Annotated in this window: 12 protein-coding genes; 10 read left to right on the top strand and 2 right to left on the bottom strand. The window is 61.1% G+C overall.

All coding sequences use genetic code 11. The annotated features are described in order from the left end of the window. Positions 1-55: 55 nt before the first annotated feature. The 5 genes from IHV84_RS11890 to IHV84_RS11870 all read left to right on the top strand — a co-directional run bounded on the left by IHV84_RS11890 (position 56) and on the right by IHV84_RS11870 (position 7,713). Positions 56-2,932 carry a 2-oxoglutarate dehydrogenase E1 component gene (locus IHV84_RS11890; protein WP_142084375.1) on the top strand — a complete coding sequence of 959 codons (2,877 nt, stop codon included), beginning with the start codon at positions 56-58 and terminating at the stop codon, positions 2,930-2,932. Between the two features lie 48 nt (positions 2,933-2,980). After that, a complete protein-coding gene (gene odhB, locus IHV84_RS11885) occupies positions 2,981-4,249 on the top strand; it encodes a 2-oxoglutarate dehydrogenase complex dihydrolipoyllysine-residue succinyltransferase (protein ID WP_044402080.1) in 1,269 nt (422 codons plus the stop codon). 118 nt (positions 4,250-4,367) lie between these two features. After that, positions 4,368-5,795, top strand: a complete 1,428-nt coding sequence (lpdA, locus tag IHV84_RS11880; protein WP_198847015.1) for a dihydrolipoyl dehydrogenase — start codon at positions 4,368-4,370, stop codon at positions 5,793-5,795. Between the two features lie 119 nt (positions 5,796-5,914). Next, positions 5,915-7,012, top strand: coding sequence for a cell division protein ZapE (zapE, locus tag IHV84_RS11875; protein WP_198847014.1), 1,098 nt, complete (start codon positions 5,915-5,917; stop codon positions 7,010-7,012). Next, on the top strand, positions 7,009-7,713 hold the full coding sequence (locus tag IHV84_RS11870; RefSeq protein WP_198847013.1) for a hypothetical protein: 705 nt from the start codon (positions 7,009-7,011) through the stop codon (positions 7,711-7,713). The genes zapE and IHV84_RS11870 overlap by 4 nt, the downstream gene beginning before the upstream one ends. A gap of 184 nt (positions 7,714-7,897) precedes the next feature. On the opposite strand, the gene IHV84_RS11865 is transcribed toward IHV84_RS11870, so the two are convergent. After that, complete coding sequence (locus IHV84_RS11865) at positions 7,898-8,695, bottom strand: PP2C family serine/threonine-protein phosphatase (RefSeq protein ID WP_198847012.1); 798 nt, start codon at positions 8,693-8,695, stop codon at positions 7,898-7,900. A gap of 220 nt (positions 8,696-8,915) precedes the next feature. Here IHV84_RS11865 and IHV84_RS11860 point away from each other — a divergent pair, with 220 nt between their 5' ends. Then, positions 8,916-11,003 carry an ATP-dependent DNA helicase gene (locus tag IHV84_RS11860; protein WP_233099969.1) on the top strand — a complete coding sequence of 696 codons (2,088 nt, stop codon included), beginning with the start codon at positions 8,916-8,918 and terminating at the stop codon, positions 11,001-11,003. On the opposite strand, the gene IHV84_RS11855 is transcribed toward IHV84_RS11860, so the two are convergent. Continuing rightward, positions 10,966-11,766 carry an outer membrane protein assembly factor BamD gene (locus IHV84_RS11855; protein WP_044402093.1) on the bottom strand — a complete coding sequence of 267 codons (801 nt, stop codon included), beginning with the start codon at positions 11,764-11,766 and terminating at the stop codon, positions 10,966-10,968. The genes IHV84_RS11860 and IHV84_RS11855 overlap by 38 nt on opposite strands. Before the next feature lie 177 nt (positions 11,767-11,943). On the opposite strand from IHV84_RS11855, the gene dnaE reads away from it, so the two are divergent. The 4 genes from dnaE (at position 11,944) to IHV84_RS11835 (ending at position 20,221) form a co-directional block, all read left to right on the top strand. Next, entirely contained in the window at positions 11,944-15,480 is a 3,537-nt protein-coding gene (dnaE, locus tag IHV84_RS11850; RefSeq protein ID WP_198847011.1) for a DNA polymerase III subunit alpha, read from the top strand. Between the two features lie 119 nt (positions 15,481-15,599). Continuing rightward, a complete protein-coding gene (gene clpS / locus IHV84_RS11845; RefSeq protein WP_198847052.1) occupies positions 15,600-15,968 on the top strand; it encodes an ATP-dependent Clp protease adapter ClpS in 369 nt (122 codons plus the stop codon). 57 nt (positions 15,969-16,025) lie between these two features. After that, positions 16,026-18,371 carry an ATP-dependent Clp protease ATP-binding subunit ClpA gene (clpA, locus tag IHV84_RS11840; protein WP_198847010.1) on the top strand — a complete coding sequence of 782 codons (2,346 nt, stop codon included), beginning with the start codon at positions 16,026-16,028 and terminating at the stop codon, positions 18,369-18,371. Positions 18,372-18,913: 542 nt separating this feature from the next. Continuing rightward, the gene (locus tag IHV84_RS11835) at positions 18,914-20,221 is read left to right on the top strand and encodes a dicarboxylate/amino acid:cation symporter (RefSeq protein WP_198847009.1); all 1,308 of its coding nucleotides are present in this window, start codon (positions 18,914-18,916) and stop codon (positions 20,219-20,221) included. The last annotated feature ends 107 nt before the right edge of the window (positions 20,222-20,328 follow it).

The following is a 20,328-nucleotide window of genomic DNA, read 5'->3' as shown; positions in this document are numbered from 1 at the left end:
GGAAGGTTTACCAACCAGCTAATGCTCCCTGCAGGGGAGCGGAGGTCAGCGGAATATGAGCGATACGACATCCGTCTATCAAGCCTACCAAGGCAACACCTACCTCTTCGGCGGCAATGCGCCGTATGTCGAAGAGATGTATGAAAACTACCTTGCCAATCCTGGCAGCGTGCCCGACACGTGGCGCGAATACTTTGATGCACTGCAGCACGTACCCGCTGTGGATGGCTCCAATGCCAAGGACGTTCCGCACCTTCCCGTGGTCAACGCGTTCGCAGAACGCGCCAAGGCTGGCGGCACCAAAGTGGTGGTTGCAAGCGCTGACGCCGAAATGGGCCGCAAGCGCACCGCCGTTCAGCAGCTGATTGCCGCCTACCGCAACGTGGGTCAGCGCTGGGCTGATCTGGACCCCCTCAAGCGCACTGAGCGCCCCAACATTCCAGAACTGGAGCCTTCGTTCTACGGCTTCAGCGACGCCGACCAGGAAACCGTGTTCGACACCAGCAACACGTTCTTCGGCAAGGACAAGATGCCCCTGCGCGAGCTGCTGAACGCGCTGCGCGAGACCTACTGCGGCACCATCGGCGTGGAGTACATGTACGCCACCGACCAGGTGCAAAAGCGCTGGTGGCAGCAAAAGCTGGAAAGCATCCGCAGCAAGCCCAACTTCTCTGCCGACAAGAAAAAGCGCATCCTGGAGCGCCTGACGGCCGCCGAAGGCCTGGAACGCTACCTGCACACCAAGTACGTGGGCCAGAAGCGCTTCTCGCTCGAGGGGGGCGAGTCCTTCATTGCCGCCATGGACGAGTTGATCAACTCCGCAGGCGCAAAGGGCGTGCAGGAAGTGGTGATCGGCATGGCCCACCGCGGCCGCCTGAACGTGCTGGTCAACACCCTGGGCAAGATGCCCAAGGACCTGTTCGCCGAGTTCGAGCACACCGCCCCCGAGGACCTGCCCGCCGGTGACGTGAAGTACCACCAGGGCTTTTCCTCCGACGTCTCCACGACCGGCGGCCCGGTGCATCTGTCGCTGGCCTTCAACCCCTCGCACCTGGAAATCGTGAACCCCGTGGTCGAGGGCTCGGTGCGCTCGCGCATGGACCGCCGCGGCGACCCCAAGGGTAAACAGGTGCTGCCCGTGCTGGTGCACGGTGACGCGGCCTTTGCCGGCCAGGGCGTGAACCAGGAAACCCTGGCCCTGTCCGAAACCCGTGGCTACACCACGGGCGGTACGGTGCACCTGATCATCAACAACCAGATCGGCTTCACCACCTCCGACCCGCGCGACCTGCGCTCCAGTACGTTCTGTACCGACATCGTGAAGATGGTCGAGTCGCCCGTGTTGCACGTCAATGGCGATGATCCAGAAGCCGTGGTGCTGGCCACCCAGCTGGCCCTGGAGTTCCGCATGGAATTCCGCCAGGACGTGGTGGTGGACATCACCTGCTTCCGCAAGCTGGGCCACAACGAGCAGGACACTCCTGCTTTGACCCAGCCGCTGATGTACAAGAAGATTGCCCAGCATCCCGGCACGCGCAAGCTGTACGCCGACAAGCTGGCTGCTCAAGGCCTGGGTGAGACTCTGGGCGATGAGATGGCCAAGGCCTACCGGGCCGCCTTGGACGCTGGCAAGCACACCGTGGATCCTGTGCTGACCAACTTCAAGAGCAAGTACGCAGTGGACTGGTCGCCCTTCCTGGGCAAGAAGTGGACGGACGCTGGTGACACCGCCATTCCTCTGACCGAGTGGAAGCGCCTGGCCGAGAAGATCACCACGATCCCCGAGACCGTTACCCCACACCAGCTGGTGAAGAAGGTATACGACGACCGCGCCGCCATGGGCCGTGGCGAGATCAACGTGGACTGGGGCATGGGCGAGCACATGGCCTTCGCATCGCTGGTGGCCTCGGGCTACCCGGTGCGCCTGTCGGGCGAGGACAGCGGCCGCGGCACGTTCACGCACCGCCACGCCGTCATCCACGACCAAAAGCGCGAGAAGTGGGACGAAGGCACCTACGTGCCGCTGCAGAACGTCGCCGAGAACCAGGCTCCGTTCACTGTCATCGACTCCATCCTGTCCGAGGAGGCCGTGCTGGCCTTCGAATACGGCTACGCCTCTAACGACCCCAACACCCTGGTGATCTGGGAAGCGCAGTTCGGTGACTTCGCCAACGGCGCGCAGGTGGTGATCGACCAGTTCATCGCCTCGGGTGAGGTGAAGTGGGGCCGCTTGAACGGCATCACGCTGATGCTGCCGCACGGCTACGAAGGCCAGGGCCCGGAGCATAGCTCGGCCCGCGTGGAGCGCTTCATGCAGCTGGCCGCTGACGCCAACATGCAGCTCGTGCAGCCCACCACGGCCAGCCAGATCTTCCACGTGCTGCGTCGCCAGATGGTGCGTGACCTGCGCAAGCCGCTGGTCATCTTCACGCCCAAGTCGCTGCTGCGCAACAAGGACGCCACTTCGCCGCTGACCGAGTTCACGAAGGGCAGCTTCCAGACGGTGATCCCTGAGCAGGATGACGCCATCGAGAAGAAGGCAGCCAAGGTCAAGCGTGTGATCGCTTGCTCGGGCAAGGTGTACTACGACCTGGTGAAGAAGCGCACCGAAAAGGAAGCCGACGACGTCGCCATCATTCGTGTGGAACAGCTGTACCCCTTCCCGCACAAGGCATTTGCCGCTGAGCTGAAGAAGTACCCCAATGCGACCGAAATCGTGTGGTGCCAGGACGAGCCCCAAAACCAGGGCGCCTGGTTCTTCATCCAGCACAACATCCACGAGAACATGCTCGATGGCCAGAAGCTGGGTTATGCCGGCCGTGCAGCCTCCGCATCGCCTGCGGTGGGTTACTCGCACCTGCACCAGGAACAGCAAAAGGCTCTGGTGGATGCCGCCTTCGCCAAGCTCAAGGGTTTTGTCCTGACCAAGTAAGGCCGGAAACCCGAATACAGAACAAAACCCTCACTGAAAGAATTTGTCATGGCTATCGTAGAAGTCAAAGTCCCCCAGTTGTCTGAATCCGTGGCGGAAGCCACCATGCTGACCTGGAAGAAAAAAGCCGGTGAAGCTGTTGCTGCCGATGAAATCCTGATCGAAATCGAAACCGACAAGGTCGTGCTCGAAGTGCCCGCACCTGCGGCTGGCGTGCTGGCTGAGCTGGTGGTGGGTGATGGCGGCACCGTGGTGTCTGACCAGGTCATCGCCAAGATCGACACCGAAGGCAAGGCTGGCGCCGCTGCACCTGCAGCTGCCCCCGCAGCCGCAGCTGCGGCTCCTGCTGCCGCAGTGGCAGCCGTGGCAGCACCTGCTGCTGGTGGCTCCAAGGGCGACGTGGCCATGCCTGCCGCCGCCAAGCTGCTGGCCGATAACAACCTGTCTGTTGGCGACGTGGCTGGCTCCGGCAAGGATGGCCGCGTGACCAAGGGTGACGTGTTGGCCGCCGTGGCCGGCGGTGCCAAGCCCGCTGTCGCTCCTAGCGTGATCCCCACAGGCGTGCCCACCAAGGCGCTGCCCCAGGTGGCAGCTCCTGCCGCCCCCAACCTGGGCGACCGTCCAGAGCAGCGTGTGCCCATGACCCGCCTGCGCGCCCGTGTGGCCGAGCGTCTGCTGCAGTCGCAATCGACCAACGCCATCCTGACCACGTTCAACGAAGTGAACATGGCCCCCGTGATGGACATGCGCAAGAAGTTCCAGGACGCATTCACCAAGGAACACGGCGTGAAGATCGGCTTCATGAGCTTCTTCGTGAAGGCGGCTGTGCACGCCCTGAAGAAGTTCCCCGTGCTGAACGCCTCGGTCGACGGCAACGACATCGTCTACCACGGCTACTTCGACATCGGTATCGCCGTGGGTTCGCCCCGTGGTCTGGTGGTGCCCATCCTGCGCAATGCCGACCAGATGAGCTTTGCCGAGATCGAGAAGAAGATCGCCGAGTTCGGCAAGAAGGCGGCCGAAGGCAAGCTGGGTATTGAGGAAATGACTGGCGGCACGTTCTCGATTTCGAACGGCGGCACTTTTGGCTCGATGATGTCTACCCCCATCATCAACCCACCCCAGTCCGCCATTCTGGGCGTGCACGCGACCAAAGACCGCGCTGTGGTGGAAAACGGCCAGATCGTGATCCGTCCGATGAACTACCTGGCAATGTCTTACGACCACCGCATCATCGACGGCCGCGAAGCCGTGCTGGGCCTGGTCGCCATGAAGGAAGCGCTGGAAGACCCAGCCCGTCTGTTGTTCGACATCTGATCGAGCTTTGACACCCGTCCTCTGAAACCGGAAACCCACCTGTGAAGCCCCTGGCGCAAACACTGCGCGGCGCTGTTCACTGGTGGGTTTTTCTTCAACTGAATCAACGAGATTTCTTATGAGCAAGCAATTCGACGTCATCGTCATCGGTGGTGGCCCTGGTGGCTACATCGCGGCCATCCGTGCCGCCCAACTGGGTAAGAACGTGGCCTGTATCGACGAATGGAAGAACGAGAAGGGCGGCCCTGCACCCGGCGGTACCTGCACGAACGTGGGCTGCATTCCCTCCAAGGCATTGCTGCAATCTTCCGAACACTTCGAGCACGCCAACCACCACTTTGCCGACCATGGCATTTCTGCCAAGGACATCAAGATCGATGTGGCCAAGATGATCGGCCGCAAAGATGCGGTGGTGAAGCAGAACAACGACGGCATCCTGTACCTGTTCAAGAAGAACAAGGTCAGCTTCTTCCACGGCCGTGGTTCGTTCGTGAAGGCTGCCGAAGGCGGCTATGAGATCAAGGTGGCTGGCGCTGCCGAAGAAACGCTGGTGGGCAAGCACATCATCGTTGCCACGGGCTCCAATGCCCGCGCGCTGCCTGGCGTGCCGTTTGATGAAGTGAATGTGCTGTCCAACGATGGCGCACTGCGCATTGGTGCCACCCCCAAGAAGCTGGCCGTGATTGGCTCTGGCGTGATTGGCCTGGAAATGGGCTCCGTGTGGCGCCGCCTGGGTGCAGATGTCACGATTCTGGAAGGCCTGCCCACGTTCCTGGGCGCCGTGGACGAGCAGATCGCCAAGGAAGCCAAGAAGGCGTTCGACAAGCAAGGCTTGAAGATCGAACTGGGCGTGAAAGTGGGCGAGATCAAGAACAGCAAGTCTGGCGTGAGCATTGCCTACACCAATGCCAAGGGTGAAGCCCAGACATTGGACGCCGACAAGCTGATCGTCTCCATCGGCCGCGTGCCCAACACCACTGGCCTGAACGCCGAAGCCGTGGGCCTGCAACTGGGCGAGCGTGGCGAGATCGTGGTGGACGGCGATTGCAAGACAAACCTGCCCGGCGTGTGGGCTGTGGGTGACGTGGTGCGTGGCCCGATGCTGGCGCACAAGGCCGAGGAAGAAGGCGTTGCCGTGGCCGAGCGCATTGCTGGCCAGCATGGTCACGTCAACTTCAACACCATCCCCTGGGTCATCTACACCAGCCCTGAGATCGCTTGGGTGGGCCGTACCGAGCAGCAGCTCAAGGCCGATGGCGTGAAGTACAAGGCGGGCACGTTCCCCTTCCTGGCCAACGGCCGCGCACGCGCGCTGGGTGACACGACTGGCATGGTCAAGTTCCTGGCCGACGCAACCACGGACGAAATCCTGGGCGTGCACATCGTGGGCCCCATGGCCTCCGAGCTGATCTCTGAAGCCGTGGTGGCCATGGAGTTCAAGGCCAGCGCCGAAGACATCGCGCGCATTTGCCACGCCCACCCGTCCCTGAGCGAAGCCACCAAGGAAGCGGCTCTGGCCGTGGACAAGCGCACACTGAACTTCTGATTTCAGAATTTCAGTCAAAATGGCCGCTAGCGCACTATGGATAAGCGCTGGCAGCTATTAAATTAATAGCTAACCATCGCGCCACTGCGGGGGTTAGCCTTTTCTGAGGCATCAACACCGTGAGCGTCAAACAGGCGTACCTGGCCGAGCTGGCCGCCAAAGGCTTTCAAAGTGACCCTGCGCAGCTGCGTGCGATCGACGCTTTACAGCGCTGTGCCGACGATTGGGCTGCGTACAAGTCCAAGCGGTCGAATGCCCTCAAAAAGCTGCTGAACCGGCCCGACATCCCGAAGGGTGTTTACATGTACGGGGGGGTGGGGCGCGGCAAAAGCTTTTTGATGGACTGCTTTTTCAATGCGGTGCCCATCAAGCGCAAGGTGCGCCTGCACTTTCACGAATTCATGCGCGAGGTGCATCGCGAACTGGTGGCGCTACAGGGCATGGTGAACCCCCTGGATGTGCTGGGCGCCCGCATTTCCAAGCGCTACAAGCTCATTTGCTTCGACGAGTTTCACGTCGCTGACATCACGGACGCGATGATCCTGCATCGCTTGCTGGTGTCCCTGTTTGACAACGGGGTGGGATTTGTAACCACCTCGAACTTCGTGCCCGACGGCCTGTACCCAGACGGTCTGCACCGTGACCGCATTCTTCCTGCGATTGCCTTGCTCAACGAGCGCATGGAAGTCGTCAACGTAGACAACGGCACCGACTACCGCCGCCGTGCGTTGGAGCATGTCAAGCTCTATCACACCCCGCTGGGGCCCGAGGCTGACGCGGCCATGAACGAAGCGTTCAACCAATTGGTCGGTGTACATGATGAAGACCCGGTGCTGCACATTGAGGCGCGCGAGATTCGTGCGCGCCGCAAGGCGGGCGGGGTGGTGTGGTTTGACTTCACTACGCTGTGCGGCGGCCCGCGTTCGCAGAACGATTACCTCGAAATTGCCACTCAGTTCCATACGGTGCTGCTGTCGGGCGTGCCCTACATGCCAGTCAACATGGCTTCGCCGGCACGCCGTTTCACCTGGCTGATCGATGTGCTGTATGACCGCCGCGTCAAGCTGATCGTCTCAGCTGCCGTGTCGCCAGAGCAGTTGTATACCGAGGGGCCGCTGTCCCACGAGTTTCCTCGCACGGTATCGCGCCTGAATGAAATGCAGTCCAAAGAATTCCTGGATCTGGAGCGGCGCTTGGTGGACACGGGGCTGACATGAAAGCACGACAACTCACCACCATAGCGGTCCTTGCCCTCTGGCTGGGGACGGCCGGGGCCCAGTCGGGCGAGCAGGAGGCTCTCGGTCAACACGCCGCAGCGGGTCAGGAGGCTTCGGCAGCCTCCCAGCGGGATGCTGAGCGCGCAGCGATTGAGCAGGCACGCCGACGCAACGCAGAACAGCGCACGCAAGCGCAAACGAAGTGCTACCAGTTGTTTGCGGTGGAGGACTGCTTGCGTGATGTTCGCAACCAGTGGCGAGAGGTTGAGTCCCGGCTGCGCGCGCGCGAGGTTCAGCTCAATGATGCCGAGCGCAAGGAAAAAGCCCAGCAACGTCTTCGGCAAATCGAGGAGAAGCAGGCCTCAGCTGCTGCGGCGACGACACCGCCTGCATCGGCTGTAGTGCGCAAGGCTGAACCGACAGGCAGGTCTGGGGCACGTGAAAATACCGCCGGTTCCGTAAAGCTGCGCGACCGAGAAGCCGCAGCCCGCGCCAGCCAGCAACGCGAGCGTCAGCAAAGCCAGGCGGCAGAGCAAGCCTTGCGAGAGAAGGAGTCGACAGAGCGTGCGGCCCAGGCTCGCCAGAGGCAGTTGGAGGTGGAGAAGGCCGCTCAGGCCCGCCGCGCAAAGCGCGAGCAGGAGAAGGCGGATGCTGCAGCCAATGGACACAAGCCAGCGGCCACCCTGCCCACGCCTCCTTGAGAGGCGTTGAGCCTGGAGAGTGATCGGCTGACCGTCTTTTAGGTCGGCACAGCGTGCCAGCTACTCGCTTTGCAAGAGCTGGAGCACTCTTGGCTAGAAGCGGGGCAGAAAGCATACCGCCTGCATCACTGCAATTGCAGTGCAATGGTTTGGGCGGATGGGGGGCGACTGGCGCCCATTTCTCTCAAGGCGCGGTGGAAGCCAGGCGCGGTATCTTTTTCTCTTCGACCAACGCTTCGATCTTGACGATGACGAGCGACAGGTTGTCGCCGCCGCCTCGGGCTCGTGAGCGTGCTTTCTCGATCAGAAATTCCGTCGCCTCGCGCGGGGAGAGCGAATCCACCACGGAGGCCAGCTCGGTGGGCGAGAAGTAGTGCCACACGCCGTCACTGCAGGCCAGCAGGACATCCCCTGGGCGCAATTGCGAAATCATGTGGGTTGTGGCGGGTGGGTCACTTTCTGTGCCCAGGCATCCGACCAGAATGTTCGAATGCGGATGGTTGTTGGCTTCAGCCTCCGTCAGCTCTCCGCGATCTACCAGTGCCTGAACGTAGGAGTGGTCACTGGTGCGGTGGAGTAACCGACCACCCTGGAAATGGTAGATGCGCGAATCCCCGGCGTGCACCCAGTGGCAGTCGCCCCGCGGGTTGATGAGGAATGCTGCAATGGTGCTGTGCGGTTCCTGCTCTGCCGAAATGGCGGTCAGCCGAATAACGATGTGCGCTTCTTCCACCATGGCTTTGAGCATGGCGGCAGGGTCGTCGGTTTCGGGGGAGTAGCGCTCAAAAAGCTGGCGGGCCGTCATCATGACCTGGTCAGACGCTTTGCGGCCACCACTGCGCCCGCCCATGCCGTCCGCCACAACCCCCAGCACGCAGCCGTTGTGACGGCTGTGAGAAATCAAGGACACCTGATCCTGCTGGTACTCCCGGTCTCCTTTGTGGATACCGGTGGAGGCGATAAGACGGAACGCTTTGGTCATTCTGAAGATTGTGGTGCGTGCGGGAGCGCTGCCGGTCGTTTTGGGGTGCTGAGCCGCTTATTATCGGCGCGCCTGTGGCATTTTCGCCATTTTGGTATGCACCGGACTTTGGTGAAAAGTACGGCAAGCTCCGTCTGCTCCAACATCTCCTCACAAATTCACTGGTTGGCCCCGTTTCGCCAGCGCACCTGGTGCACTGGAACATCTGCTTGAGATACGCATGACGATGACCGATTCCCAGACCTCAGCTGTGGAGCTTTGCGCCATGGTGGAGTCGGTGTTTTCGGTGGATGGCGTGTTGGCACGGGCGGACCCGCATTACCAGCCGCGGGAAGGTCAGCTGGCCATGGCCCAGGCGGTGGCCCATGCGATGGGAGCAGGGGAGGTGTTGGTGGCCGAGGCGGGCACCGGTGTGGGTAAAACCTATGCGTACCTGGTGCCCGCCTTGCTCAGCGGTGAGCGGGTGCTGTTGTCCACCGCCACCAAGGCGTTGCAGGACCAGTTGTTTTCACGCGATATTCCCCGCCTTGTGCAGGCGCTGGAGGTTCCCGTGCGTGTGGCGTTGCTCAAAGGGCGCAGCAGCTACCTGTGCTTGCACCGCCTTGGTATGGCGCGCCATGCCGTGGGGGGCGAGTCGCCGCAGCAGATCCGTGTGCTCGCAAAGATTGAAGAGTGGTCACGCAGCACCCGCAGCGGCGACTTGTCGGAGCTCACGGGCCTGGACGACCGGTCGCCCGTCATTCCCTGGGTCACTTCAACGCGCGAAAACTGCCTGGGCAGCCATTGCCCCAATGCCAAGGACTGCCACGTGAACCAGGCCCGCCGGCAAGCCATGGCGGCCGATCTGGTGGTAGTCAACCACCACCTGTTTTTTGCCGACATGGCCGTGCGCGAGTCGGGGGTAGCAGAGCTGTTGCCATCAGTGCGCGTGGTGGTGTTTGACGAGGCGCACCAGCTCAGCGATGCAGGCCTGCAGTTTTTGGGAATCCAACTATCGACCGGGCAGTTCGTTGAATTTGCCCGCGATGCGCTCTCAGCCGGTCTGGCGCATGCCCGTGGCTATGCCGATTGGCCACAACTTGCAGCTGGCCTGGAAGGCGCGGTCTTGCGGTGGCGCCATGCAGCGGGCGATGGTCTTGCATCTTCAGGAAAGCGAGGCTGGGCACAAGGTGCGCCCGACGGTGTTTTTCCGTCTGACTGGGAGCCTGCCATGGCTGCGGTGCTCCAGGCATGCAGCCTGCTGGTGCAGGCGCTGGACGCGTACCACGACATCGCCCCGGACATCACCCGCCTGGCGGAGCGCGGTACGTCCCTGTTGGCGCGCCTGGAGCGCTTTGGTCAGCCTTGCCCGCAGGGCAGTGTGCGGTGGCTTGATGTGGGCGGCGGGTTGCGGCTCGTAGAGTCTCCACTGGATATTGCCGATGCCATGCGCACCCGTTTTTTGCCCCAGCCGCAAGAAAGTGTGGACGACGATGGCTGGCCTGCCACCAGTGAAGGCCTGGGGCGGGCGTGGATCTTCACCTCTGCCACGCTGGGCCATGATGCAGAGCTTTCATGGTTTGTGAAACGCTGCGGATTGGAAGGGGCGCGCATTTTGCGAGTACCCAGCCCATTTGACTACGCCGCGCAGGCCGCTATGTATGTGCCTGAGGATTTCCCGTCACCCTCCGACCCACGGCACGGTAGCGCTGTGGCTGCGCTGGTCGCGAATGCCGCCATGTCGCTGAGTGGTCGCACTCTGGTCCTGACGACCACGTTGCGCGCCATTGCGATCATTGCTCAGGTGCTGCGGCAGCAGTTGGCGCAACGTGGTTCACACCTGGACGTGCTGGCGCAAGGGGAGTGGCCCAAACTTCGTCTGATGGAGCGGTTCCGCGCAGGGGCAGGGCCACAGGGCGGCTGCATTCTCGTGGCTTCCGCCAGTTTTTGGGAGGGGTTTGATGTGCCAGGGGACGCGCTGCAATTGGTGGTAATTGACAAGCTGCCCTTCCCCCCGCCGGGTGACCCTCTGGTGGAGGCCCGTACCTTACAGATCGAGCAGTCTGGCGGTAGTGCGTTCAAGGAATACGCACTTCCAGAAGCCGCCCTGGCGCTCAAGCAAGGATCCGGACGCCTGATTCGCCACGAAAGCGACCGAGGCGTTCTGGTCGTTTGCGATTCACGCCTGGTGCGCATGGGTTACGGCAAACGACTGATTGCCGCGCTGCCGCCCATGCGGCGGCTGTCAGGTGCTGAGGAATTTCATGCTGCCCTGGAAGACCTGGCGTCTGTCACCAGAACTTCCACCACGGATCAGACTTTTCTCTGAACTTGCCGTCGCGCAAGTAGGTGCTTTGAGGATAAGAGGCGCTCATCACGCGGCGAGCGTCGTCGCGCAGTTGCGTCATGCCCAGTGCGTCGTATGAGCGGATCAGGATGAACAGCGCTTCTTCCAGCGCTGGCACATCCTTGTAGTCGGTCAGCGCCACCTGCGCGCGGCTGATGGCTGCCACGTATGCGCCGCGCTCGTAGTAGTAGCGGGCCACATGCACCTCATATTGGGCCAGCGAATTGACGATGTACGTCATGCGCTGACGCGAATCTTGGGCATAACGCGACTCAGGAAAACGGGTGACCAGCTCGTTGAAGGACTCGAACGAGTCCTTGGCCGCTTTTTGGTCGCGCTCCGACAGGTCTTGGCGCGAAATCCAGGAGAACATGCCGAGGTTGTCATTGAAGTTGACCAAGCCCTTGAGGTACAGCGCGTAGTCCAGCGCGGGACTGGCGGGGTGCAACTTCATGAAGCGATCGAGCGTTGCAATGGCCTGGGCTTTTTCGCCGCCTTTGTACTGTGCGTAGGCTTTATCGAGCTGCGCCTGTTGCGCCAGCGGGGTGCCTGCCGCACGGCCTTCGAGCTTTTCCAGCAGCGGGACGGCCTTGTCGTAGGCACCGCTGTTCATTTCGTCCTTAGCTTCAGAATGAATGCGGTTCGGGCTCCAGCCCGCAGTTTTGTCTTCTGGCGTGCTGGAACACCCGACAAGTGCGAGAGATACAAGCACAACGGAGCAAACAGGCAGGGGAGCAAAACGCATCGCAAGCAGCTTTCAGGCAATTAGAGGAACGCATCTTCCGCGGTAGTTCGAATCGCTCTGTAGGAGCGTTTCACCCACCAAGGCAATGGACCGAGTCGGCATTGTAATGGCCCTGTTTGTGCCCGACATTGGGCGCGGATGGGGATTTGCAGCATGGGCGCTTTCTACAATGGCGGCATGTACGTTCACTTGCGCCTGCACACAGAATTCTCCGTCGTTGACGGCACCACTCGTATCGATGAAGTGGTCAAAGCCGCTGCGGCAGACGGGCAACCCGCCCTTGCCATCACTGATCTTAACAATCTGTTCGGAGCCATCAAGTTTTACAAGGAAGGGCGTGGCAAGGGTGTCAAGCCATTGCTGGGCGCCGAGATTTACCTTGAAACCGAGGGAGGTAGCGACCCATCCCGGATGCTGGTGCTGGTGCAGAACAAGCAGGGTTATCTGAATCTTTCAGAGCTGCTCGCCAGGGCATGGACGAAAAACGTCGTCAAAAACCTGGCGGTGTGCACTTGGGCATGGCTGCAAGAACTGTCCGAAGGCTTGGTGGCGCTTTCGGGGGCGCAGGCTGGGCCTGTGGGGCAAGCGCTGCTCAAAGGGGATGAAACAAGAGCTGCCAGCTTGGCGTTGAAACTCGCGGGCATCTTTCCCCATCGCTTCTACATGGAGCTTCAGCGTGCTGGGCGGGCTGATGACGAAAGCCATGTGGCGGCAGCCGTGCAACTGGCGGCAAGGCTCCAGTTGCCGGTGGTGGCGACCCATCCCATCCAGTTTCTGACGGCTGATGACTACGAGGCACACGAAGCGCGGGTGTGCATTGCGGGCGGCGAAATACTGGCCAACCCGCGTCGCGTGCGGCGTTTTACCCGCGAGCAGTACTTCAAGTCGGCACAGCAGATGCAAGAGTTGTTTGCAGACGTGCCCTCAGCGTTAGCCAACACCATAGAAATTGCCAAGCGCTGCAGTTTGACGCTGGTGCTGGGCAAACCGCAGTTGCCGGCTTTCCCTACGCCCAACGGCATGCCGGCGGAGGAGTATTTCCGCTTTGCCTCGTTTGAAGGTCTGGAAGAGCGCCTCAAGCACTTGTACCCGGACGAGGCACGGCGCGACAAAGAGCGGCCGCGTTACGTAGAGCGCCTGGAGTTTGAGTTGGGCACCATCCTCAAGATGGGGTTCCCCGGGTACTTTCTCATTGTGGGTGACTTCATTCAGTGGGCCAAGAACAATGGCTGCCCCGTGGGCCCGGGTCGGGGGTCGGGCGCCGGTTCGTTGGTGGCCTACGCCCTCAAGATCACGGATTTGGACCCGCTGGAATACAACCTGCTGTTTGAGCGTTTCTTGAACCCCGAGCGGGTTTCGATGCCCGACTTCGATATCGACTTCTGCCAGTCCAATCGCGACCGGGTGATTGACTATGTGAAGGAAAAGTACGGCAAAAATGCCGTCAGCCAGATCGCCACTTTTGGCACCATGGCTGCCAAGGCGGCGATTCGTGACGTGGGCCGTGTCATGGACATGAGCTACACCTTCTGCGACGGCATCTCGAAGCTGGTTCCCGGAAAACCGGGTATGTCGTACACGCTGGCGTATCCGCCGGAAGTGAAGAAAGAAGGCGACAAGAACAACTACGCGCTCGAGCTGGAGCCCATGCTGTACGAGCGCGTGCGCAAGGAAGAAGACGTCAAGACCGTGATCGAGATGGCACAAAAGCTCGAAGGCATGACGCGAAACATCGGTATGCACGCGGGCGGGGTGCTCATCGCCCCGGGCAAGCTCACAGACTTCTGCCCGCTATACCAGCAGCCAGGCAGCGAATCGGCAGTGAGCCAGTACGACAAGGACGATGTGGAAGCCATTGGCCTTGTGAAGTTCGACTTCTTGGGGCTGGCCACGCTCACCATCCTGGAGATTGCGCGCGAATTCATCATCAAGCGCCACAAGGGCCAGGAAAACTTTGCCTACGAGAACATACCGTTGGACGACGGCCCCACTTACCGGCTGTTCTCCGACGGCAAAACGGAGGCCGTGTTCCAGTTTGAAAGCCGAGGCATGCAGGGCATGCTCAAAGAGGCACGTCCGAGCCGTCTGGAAGATCTGATCGCGCTGAACGCGCTGTACCGCCCAGGGCCGATGGACCTGATCCCCACCTTCGTGAACCGCAAGCATGGAAAAGAGCCGGTGGAATACCCACATCCGCTGGTGGAGCCTGTGCTGGCCGAAACCTACGGGATCATGGTGTACCAGGAGCAGGTGATGCAGACCGCCCAGGTGCTGGGGGGCTACAGCCTTGGCGGCGCCGACATGCTGCGCCGTGCCATGGGCAAGAAGAAGGCCGAAGAAATGGCCGAGCATCGGGCCATCTTCCGCAAGGGAGCTGCTGAAAAGGGGATCGATCAAGACAAGGCGGACGAGGTCTTCGACTTGATGGAGAAGTTTGCGGGCTACGGCTTCAACAAGTCGCACGCGGCTGCCTATTCCTTGCTGGCGTACCACACCGGCTGGCTCAAAGTCCATTACACGGCGGAGTTTTTCTGCGCCAACATGACGGTGGAAATGGATGACACCGACAAGCTGAAGGTGCTCTATGAAGATGCTGTCAAAAACTTCGGTCTGAGTTTTGAGCCGCCTGACGTCAACCGTGGCACCTACCGTTTCGAGCCGGTGACCGACAAGGTCATACGCTATGGTTTGGGTGCGATCAAGGGCACCGGTCAGCAGGCGATAGAGGCGATGGTGGCTGCGCGCGAAGGCCGCGGTGAAGGGCCTCAGGGCTCCACCAAAGGCCCATTCAAGAGCTTGTTCGACTTCTGTGTTCGCGTGGACAAGGCGCGGTTGAACAAGCGCACGCTGGAGGCCTTGATCAAAGCCGGGGCGTTTGACTCCATGAACATGAACCGTGCCGCGCTGGTGGCATCCATCGACCGGGCCTTTGACTTTGCCGCAGCCACTTTGGCCAACGTGAACCAGGGCGGGTTGTTTGACATGATGGGCGACGACGCCCATGGCTCGAGCACACAAGAGCCCGACCTGGTAGATGCGATTCCGTGGGGCATCAAGGAGCGCCTGACTCAGGAGAAAACCGCCATTGGTTTTTACCTGTCAGGCCACCTGTTTGATGAGGTGGCGTCTGAAGTGCGCAAGTTTGTCCGCACGCAGATCGACGAGTTGATCGATAGCCGCGAACCGCAGGTGCTGGCAGGCATCGTGAGCGATTTCCGGGTGATCAACGGTCAACGGGGCAAGCTGGGCTTGTTCAAGATTGACGACAAGTCGGGAATGATCGAAGCCTCGGCGGATGAAGCGCTGCTCAACACGTACCGAAATCAACTCAAGGAAGATGAGTTTGTGGTGGTGGTGGGGCGCCTGCAGATGGATCATTTCAGCGGTGGCTTGCGGGTCAAGGTGCAACAGGTGTGGGATTTGGCCGGTGCGCGTTGCCGCTTCGGCAAGTATCTGCACATTGCCATGGGGGATACGCAGCCCGATGTGAAGCGTCTCGTGTCGGAGTTTCCGCCGCGCCGTGAAGAAACCGAGGAGGGTGAAATCCTGCACGGCCTGCGCGTGCGCATGGGCGTGCGCTGCCAGTCCGACCAGGGCGGTGCCGTGGCGGAGCTGCAGCTGGGTGAAGGGAGCCGGTTTTTCCCGACGGACGCTGCGCTGGCGGCATGGAGCGCGCAGGCTGGAAGCGGCTCCGCTACCGTGGTTTACGAGTGAGCGGCGCTGAAACAGGGCACTGCACATCACCTCATGGGTACGCGGGGCTGCAGTCACTTGAAAAATAGACTGCAGTCACCAGTTTTCTCATGCGGCCATCGGTCTCGCGGGTCGCTAGAATGAATTTCATGGCAACAAAACCACCTTCTCCCCCCACCGCGCTGCCCGTCTCCCGGCCTGCGCGGGATGACGGCGGTTCAGTCGTGCTTGAACGACGTACCCAGAAAACCAAGCCTCCGCAGATGTACCAGGTGGTGATGCTCAACGATGACTACACCCCCATGGAGTTTGTCATCGTGGTTCTGCAGGAGTTTTTCAGCAAAGACCGCGAGCAGGCCACCCAAATCATGTTGAAGATCCATCTGGATGGCAAAGGCGTGTGCGGGGTCTACTCCCGCGACATTGCTGCCACCAAGGTGGAGCAGGTGCTCGATGCCGCCGCAAAGGCGGGGCACCCCCTCCAATGTGTCAGTGAACCTGTTGAATAACAGGTCTTTGATCCCGATCTACAGTCATCCCTTCCACGCAAGCACAAAGGAGTTCACATGATTGCCCAGGAACTGGAAGTCAGCTTGCACATGGCCTTTGTTGAGGCCCGCCAGCAGCGCCACGAGTTCATCACCGTGGAGCATCTGTTGCTTGCACTGCTTGATAACCCCAGCGCAGCCGAAGTGCTGCGCGCGTGTTCGGCCAACATCGACGACCTGCGGTCCTCGCTGGCCAATTTCATCAAAGACAATACCCCTCAGGTGGCGGGCACCGACGAGGTGGACACCCAGCCAACGCTGGGCTTCCAGCGCGTGATCCAGCGCGCCATCATGCACGTGCAGTCCACGGGCAATGGCAAGAAGGAAGTCACCGGGGCCAACGTGCTCGTCGCCATCTTTGGCGAGAAAGACTCGCACGCGGTGTACTACCTGCACCAGCAGGGCGTTACCCGCCTCGATGTGGTGAATTTCATCGCCCACGGCATCAAGAAGGGTGAGCCGCCAGAGCCCGCCAAGACTGACAGCCCCACCGAAAACGAAGAGGGTGGTGGTGAGCGCAACGAGAAGGCGTCGCCTCTGGAGCAGTACACCCAAAACCTGAACCAGGCTGCCAAGGACGGCAAGATCGATCCGCTGATCGGGCGCCACTACGAAGTGGAGCGCACGATCCAGATCCTGTGCCGCCGCCGCAAAAACAACCCGCTGCTGGTGGGTGAGGCTGGCGTCGGCAAGACCGCGATCGCCGAGGGCCTGGCATGGCGCATCACGCAAAACGATGTACCCGAGATCCTGGCCGAGGCCACGGTGTACTCGCTCGACATGGGCGCACTGCTGGCGGGCACCAAGTACCGCGGTGATTTCGAGCAGCGCCTCAAGGGTGTCCTCAAGTCCTTGAAGGACAAGCCAAACGCCATCCTTTTCATCGACGAGATCCACACGCTCATCGGTGCGGGTGCCGCATCGGGTGGCACGTTGGACGCGTCCAACCTGCTCAAGCCGGCGCTGTCCAGCGGCCAGCTGAAGTGTATCGGCGCGACCACTTTCACGGAATACCGCGGCATCTTCGAAAAGGACGCTGCCCTGTCCCGCCGCTTCCAGAAGGTGGATGTGGTGGAACCGACCGTGGCAGAGACGGTGGACATCCTCAAAGGGCTCAAGAGCCGCTTCGAGGAGCACCACAGCGTGAAGTACGCTGCAGCCGCCCTGCAAGCAGCGGCGGAGCTGAGCGCCAAGTACATCAACGACCGTCATTTGCCCGACAAGGCCATCGACGTGATCGATGAGGCAGGCGCAGCGCAGCGCATTCTCGTGCCCAGCAAGCGCAAGAAGACCATTGGCAAGGCCGAGATCGAAGAGATCGTCGCGAAGATCGCTCGCATTCCGCCCGCCAATGTGTCCAATGACGACCGCGGCAAGCTGCAGACGCTGGAACGCGATCTCAAGAGCGTGGTGTTCGGTCAGGACAAGGCTCTCGAAGTGCTGGCCAGCTCCGTCAAGATGGCACGCTCCGGCCTGGGCAAGGGGGATAAGCCGATCGGTTCCTTCCTGTTCAGCGGCCCCACCGGCGTCGGCAAGACCGAAGCGGCCAAGCAACTAGCCTACATCATGGGCATCGAGCTGATCCGCTTCGACATGTCCGAGTACATGGAGCGCCATGCCGTGAGCCGCCTGATTGGTGCGCCTCCCGGCTACGTTGGCTTCGACCAGGGTGGTTTGCTGACCGAGGCCATCACCAAGAAGCCGCACGCCGTGCTGCTGCTGGACGAAATCGAGAAGGCCCACCCGGACATCTTCAACGTGCTGCTGCAGGTCATGGACCATGGCACATTGACGGACAACAACGGCCGCAAAGCCGACTTCCGCAACGTGCTCATCATCATGACGACCAACGCGGGCGCAGAGACGATGAACAAGGCCACCATCGGCTTCACCAATCCGCGCCAGGCGGGTGACGAAATGGGTGACATCAAGCGCCTGTTCACGCCCGAGTTCCGCAACCGGCTGGATGCCATCGTCAACTTCAAGGCGCTGGACGAGCAGATCATTCTGCGTGTGGTTGACAAGTTCCTGCTGCAGCTGGAAACCCAGCTGGCCGAGAAAAAGGTGGAAGTCACCTTCACCGACGCCTTGCGCAAGCACTTGGCCAAGAAGGGCTTCGATCCGCTCATGGGTGCACGTCCCATGCAGCGCCTCATCCAGGACACCATTCGCCGTGCCCTGGCTGACGAGCTGCTGTTTGGTCGCTTGACGGAAGGTGGCCGCCTGACGGTGGACATTGACGTCAAGACCGATGACAAAGGTGTGGAGACTTCTGAGGTGCGCTTGGACATTCAGCCACTGCCCAAGAAAGAGCGCTCAGCCAAATCAGAGCCTGCGGAGCCTGAGGAGGCAACGACCGATTGATGGAAGGGCGAAAGCCCTGGCGCCCCTCTGGGGCGCTCCCCGTTGCTGAAAAGCCGGCCCTTGTGGCCGGCTTTTTCTTTGGTGATGTGCCACGGGCCTGGGGCGTAGGCAGACGGGGGCGAGCTGTGCGTGTGGCCATGCAGTGTTCTGGTTTCCGGACAGGGCCGAGGCAGATGTTCGAAATACCGAACGAAGTGCGTGGGGTGGGCACTGATGACGCTCGGTAAATCAATGACTTAGAGCGCAGTGCATCAGCGCGCAGGCTTGGCACGTTGCGTGCAATGACAGCAGCAAGCCGCGCAATAGCCGGCCCAACGTTCTTTGGAGACGAGCCATGCAACAACTCACGGTGGTCAACGCGCTGATCTGGACCTGGGCGCAAGTCCCGCTAGTGCAGTGCCATTGCACCTGCAGCCCGGAGCCCCGGTGCAGCGCCAATCGTGTGGAGCGTTGCTGAGCGCTACCCGGTGACCCTGGTCTGTGCACGGTGTCTCATGGGGCGCAGAGACCTGGGTTTTCTTTACTCATCCATCACACATCGCATGAAACTCAATCGCTTGACCACCATGGTCATCCTGGCCATGGTTCTGGGGGTACTGGTCGGCTATGCCTGCCACGCTTGGGCGCCGACACCCGAAGCCGCCAAGGAAATCGCGGGTTACTTTGGCCTGCTGACGGATATTTTTCTGCGCATGATCAAAATGATCATCGCGCCCCTGGTGTTTGCGACCCTGGCTGCAGGCATGTCTACCATGGGCGATTCGCGCACCGTGGGGCGTATCGGCACGCGGGCGCTGGCTTGGTTCATGGGCGCTTCGCTGATCTCGCTGACGCTGGGCCTGCTGATTGCCAACGTCACCCAGCCCGGCAGTTCCATGTCGATTCCGCTGCCTGAGGCGGGCACCGCCACGCAGCTCAAGACCGGAGCGCTGAACCTGCGCGATTTCATCACCCAGGTGTTTCCGAAGAGCATCGTGGAGTCGATGGCCAACAACGCTATCTTGCAGATCCTGGTGTTCTCGCTGTTCTTCGGCATGGCCCTGGGTCACTTGCACAACCAGGCTGCGCGCACGCTGGTCGCCACGCTGGACGAGGTGGTCCATGTGATGCTCAAGGTCACCGACTACGTGATGCGCTTTGCACCTGTGGGCGTGTTCGGCGCAGTGGCCGGTGCCATCACCACGCAAGGCCTGGGGATGCTGGGTGTTTTTGGTAAGTTCATGCTCAGCTTCTACCTGGCGCTGGCGGCGCTGTGGCTGGTGCTGGTGTTTGCGGGTTATGTGGTGCTGGGCCGCGATGTGTTTCGCCTGCTCAAGCTCATTCGCACGCCCATGCTGATTGGCTTTTCCACGGCCAGCAGCGAGTCTGTGTATCCCAAGCTGATGGAACAGCTGGAGAAGTTTGGTGTTCGGCCCAAAGTGACGGGCTTTGTGTTGCCCCTGGGGTATTCGTTCAACCTCGACGGCTCGATGATCTACACCACCTTCGCGGCAATTTTCATCGCCCAGGCCTATGGCATTGATATGCCGCTGTCGGCGCAGATCACCATGCTGCTGGTACTGATGGTGTCCAGCAAAGGGATTGCGGGTGTGCCGCGCGCGTCGCTCGTTGTGGTGGCGGCCGTGTTGCCCATGTTCAACCTGCCAGAGGCCGGTGTGCTGCTGATCTTGGGTATTGACCACTTCCTTGACATGGGCCGTACCCTGACCAACGTGATGGGCAATGCCATTGCCACCGCCGTGGTGGCCAAGTGGGAGGGCGCCATCGACCGCGTGCCAGACGCCTTGGCCGAGCGTGAGGAGATGATTCCCGCCCCAGGGGATGACGAGGCAGCGCGGGCCACGACCTGAGCTTCACTGTGCGCAGTGCGTTCATCACTGCACACCAAGGCTGGCGTTGGCCCAATGCCAGTCAGTTAAGCCCGCAGGCGGCTTGATCCAGTAAAAGGGAGCGTGTT

It is taken from the genome of Acidovorax sp. IB03, assembly GCF_016406015.1.
In the GTDB taxonomy this organism is placed as follows: Bacteria; Pseudomonadota; Gammaproteobacteria; order Burkholderiales; family Burkholderiaceae_C; genus Acidovorax; species Acidovorax temperans.
The sequence above is the reverse complement of the archived record's forward strand: the minus strand, read 5'-3'. Positions and strand labels throughout refer to the sequence as shown.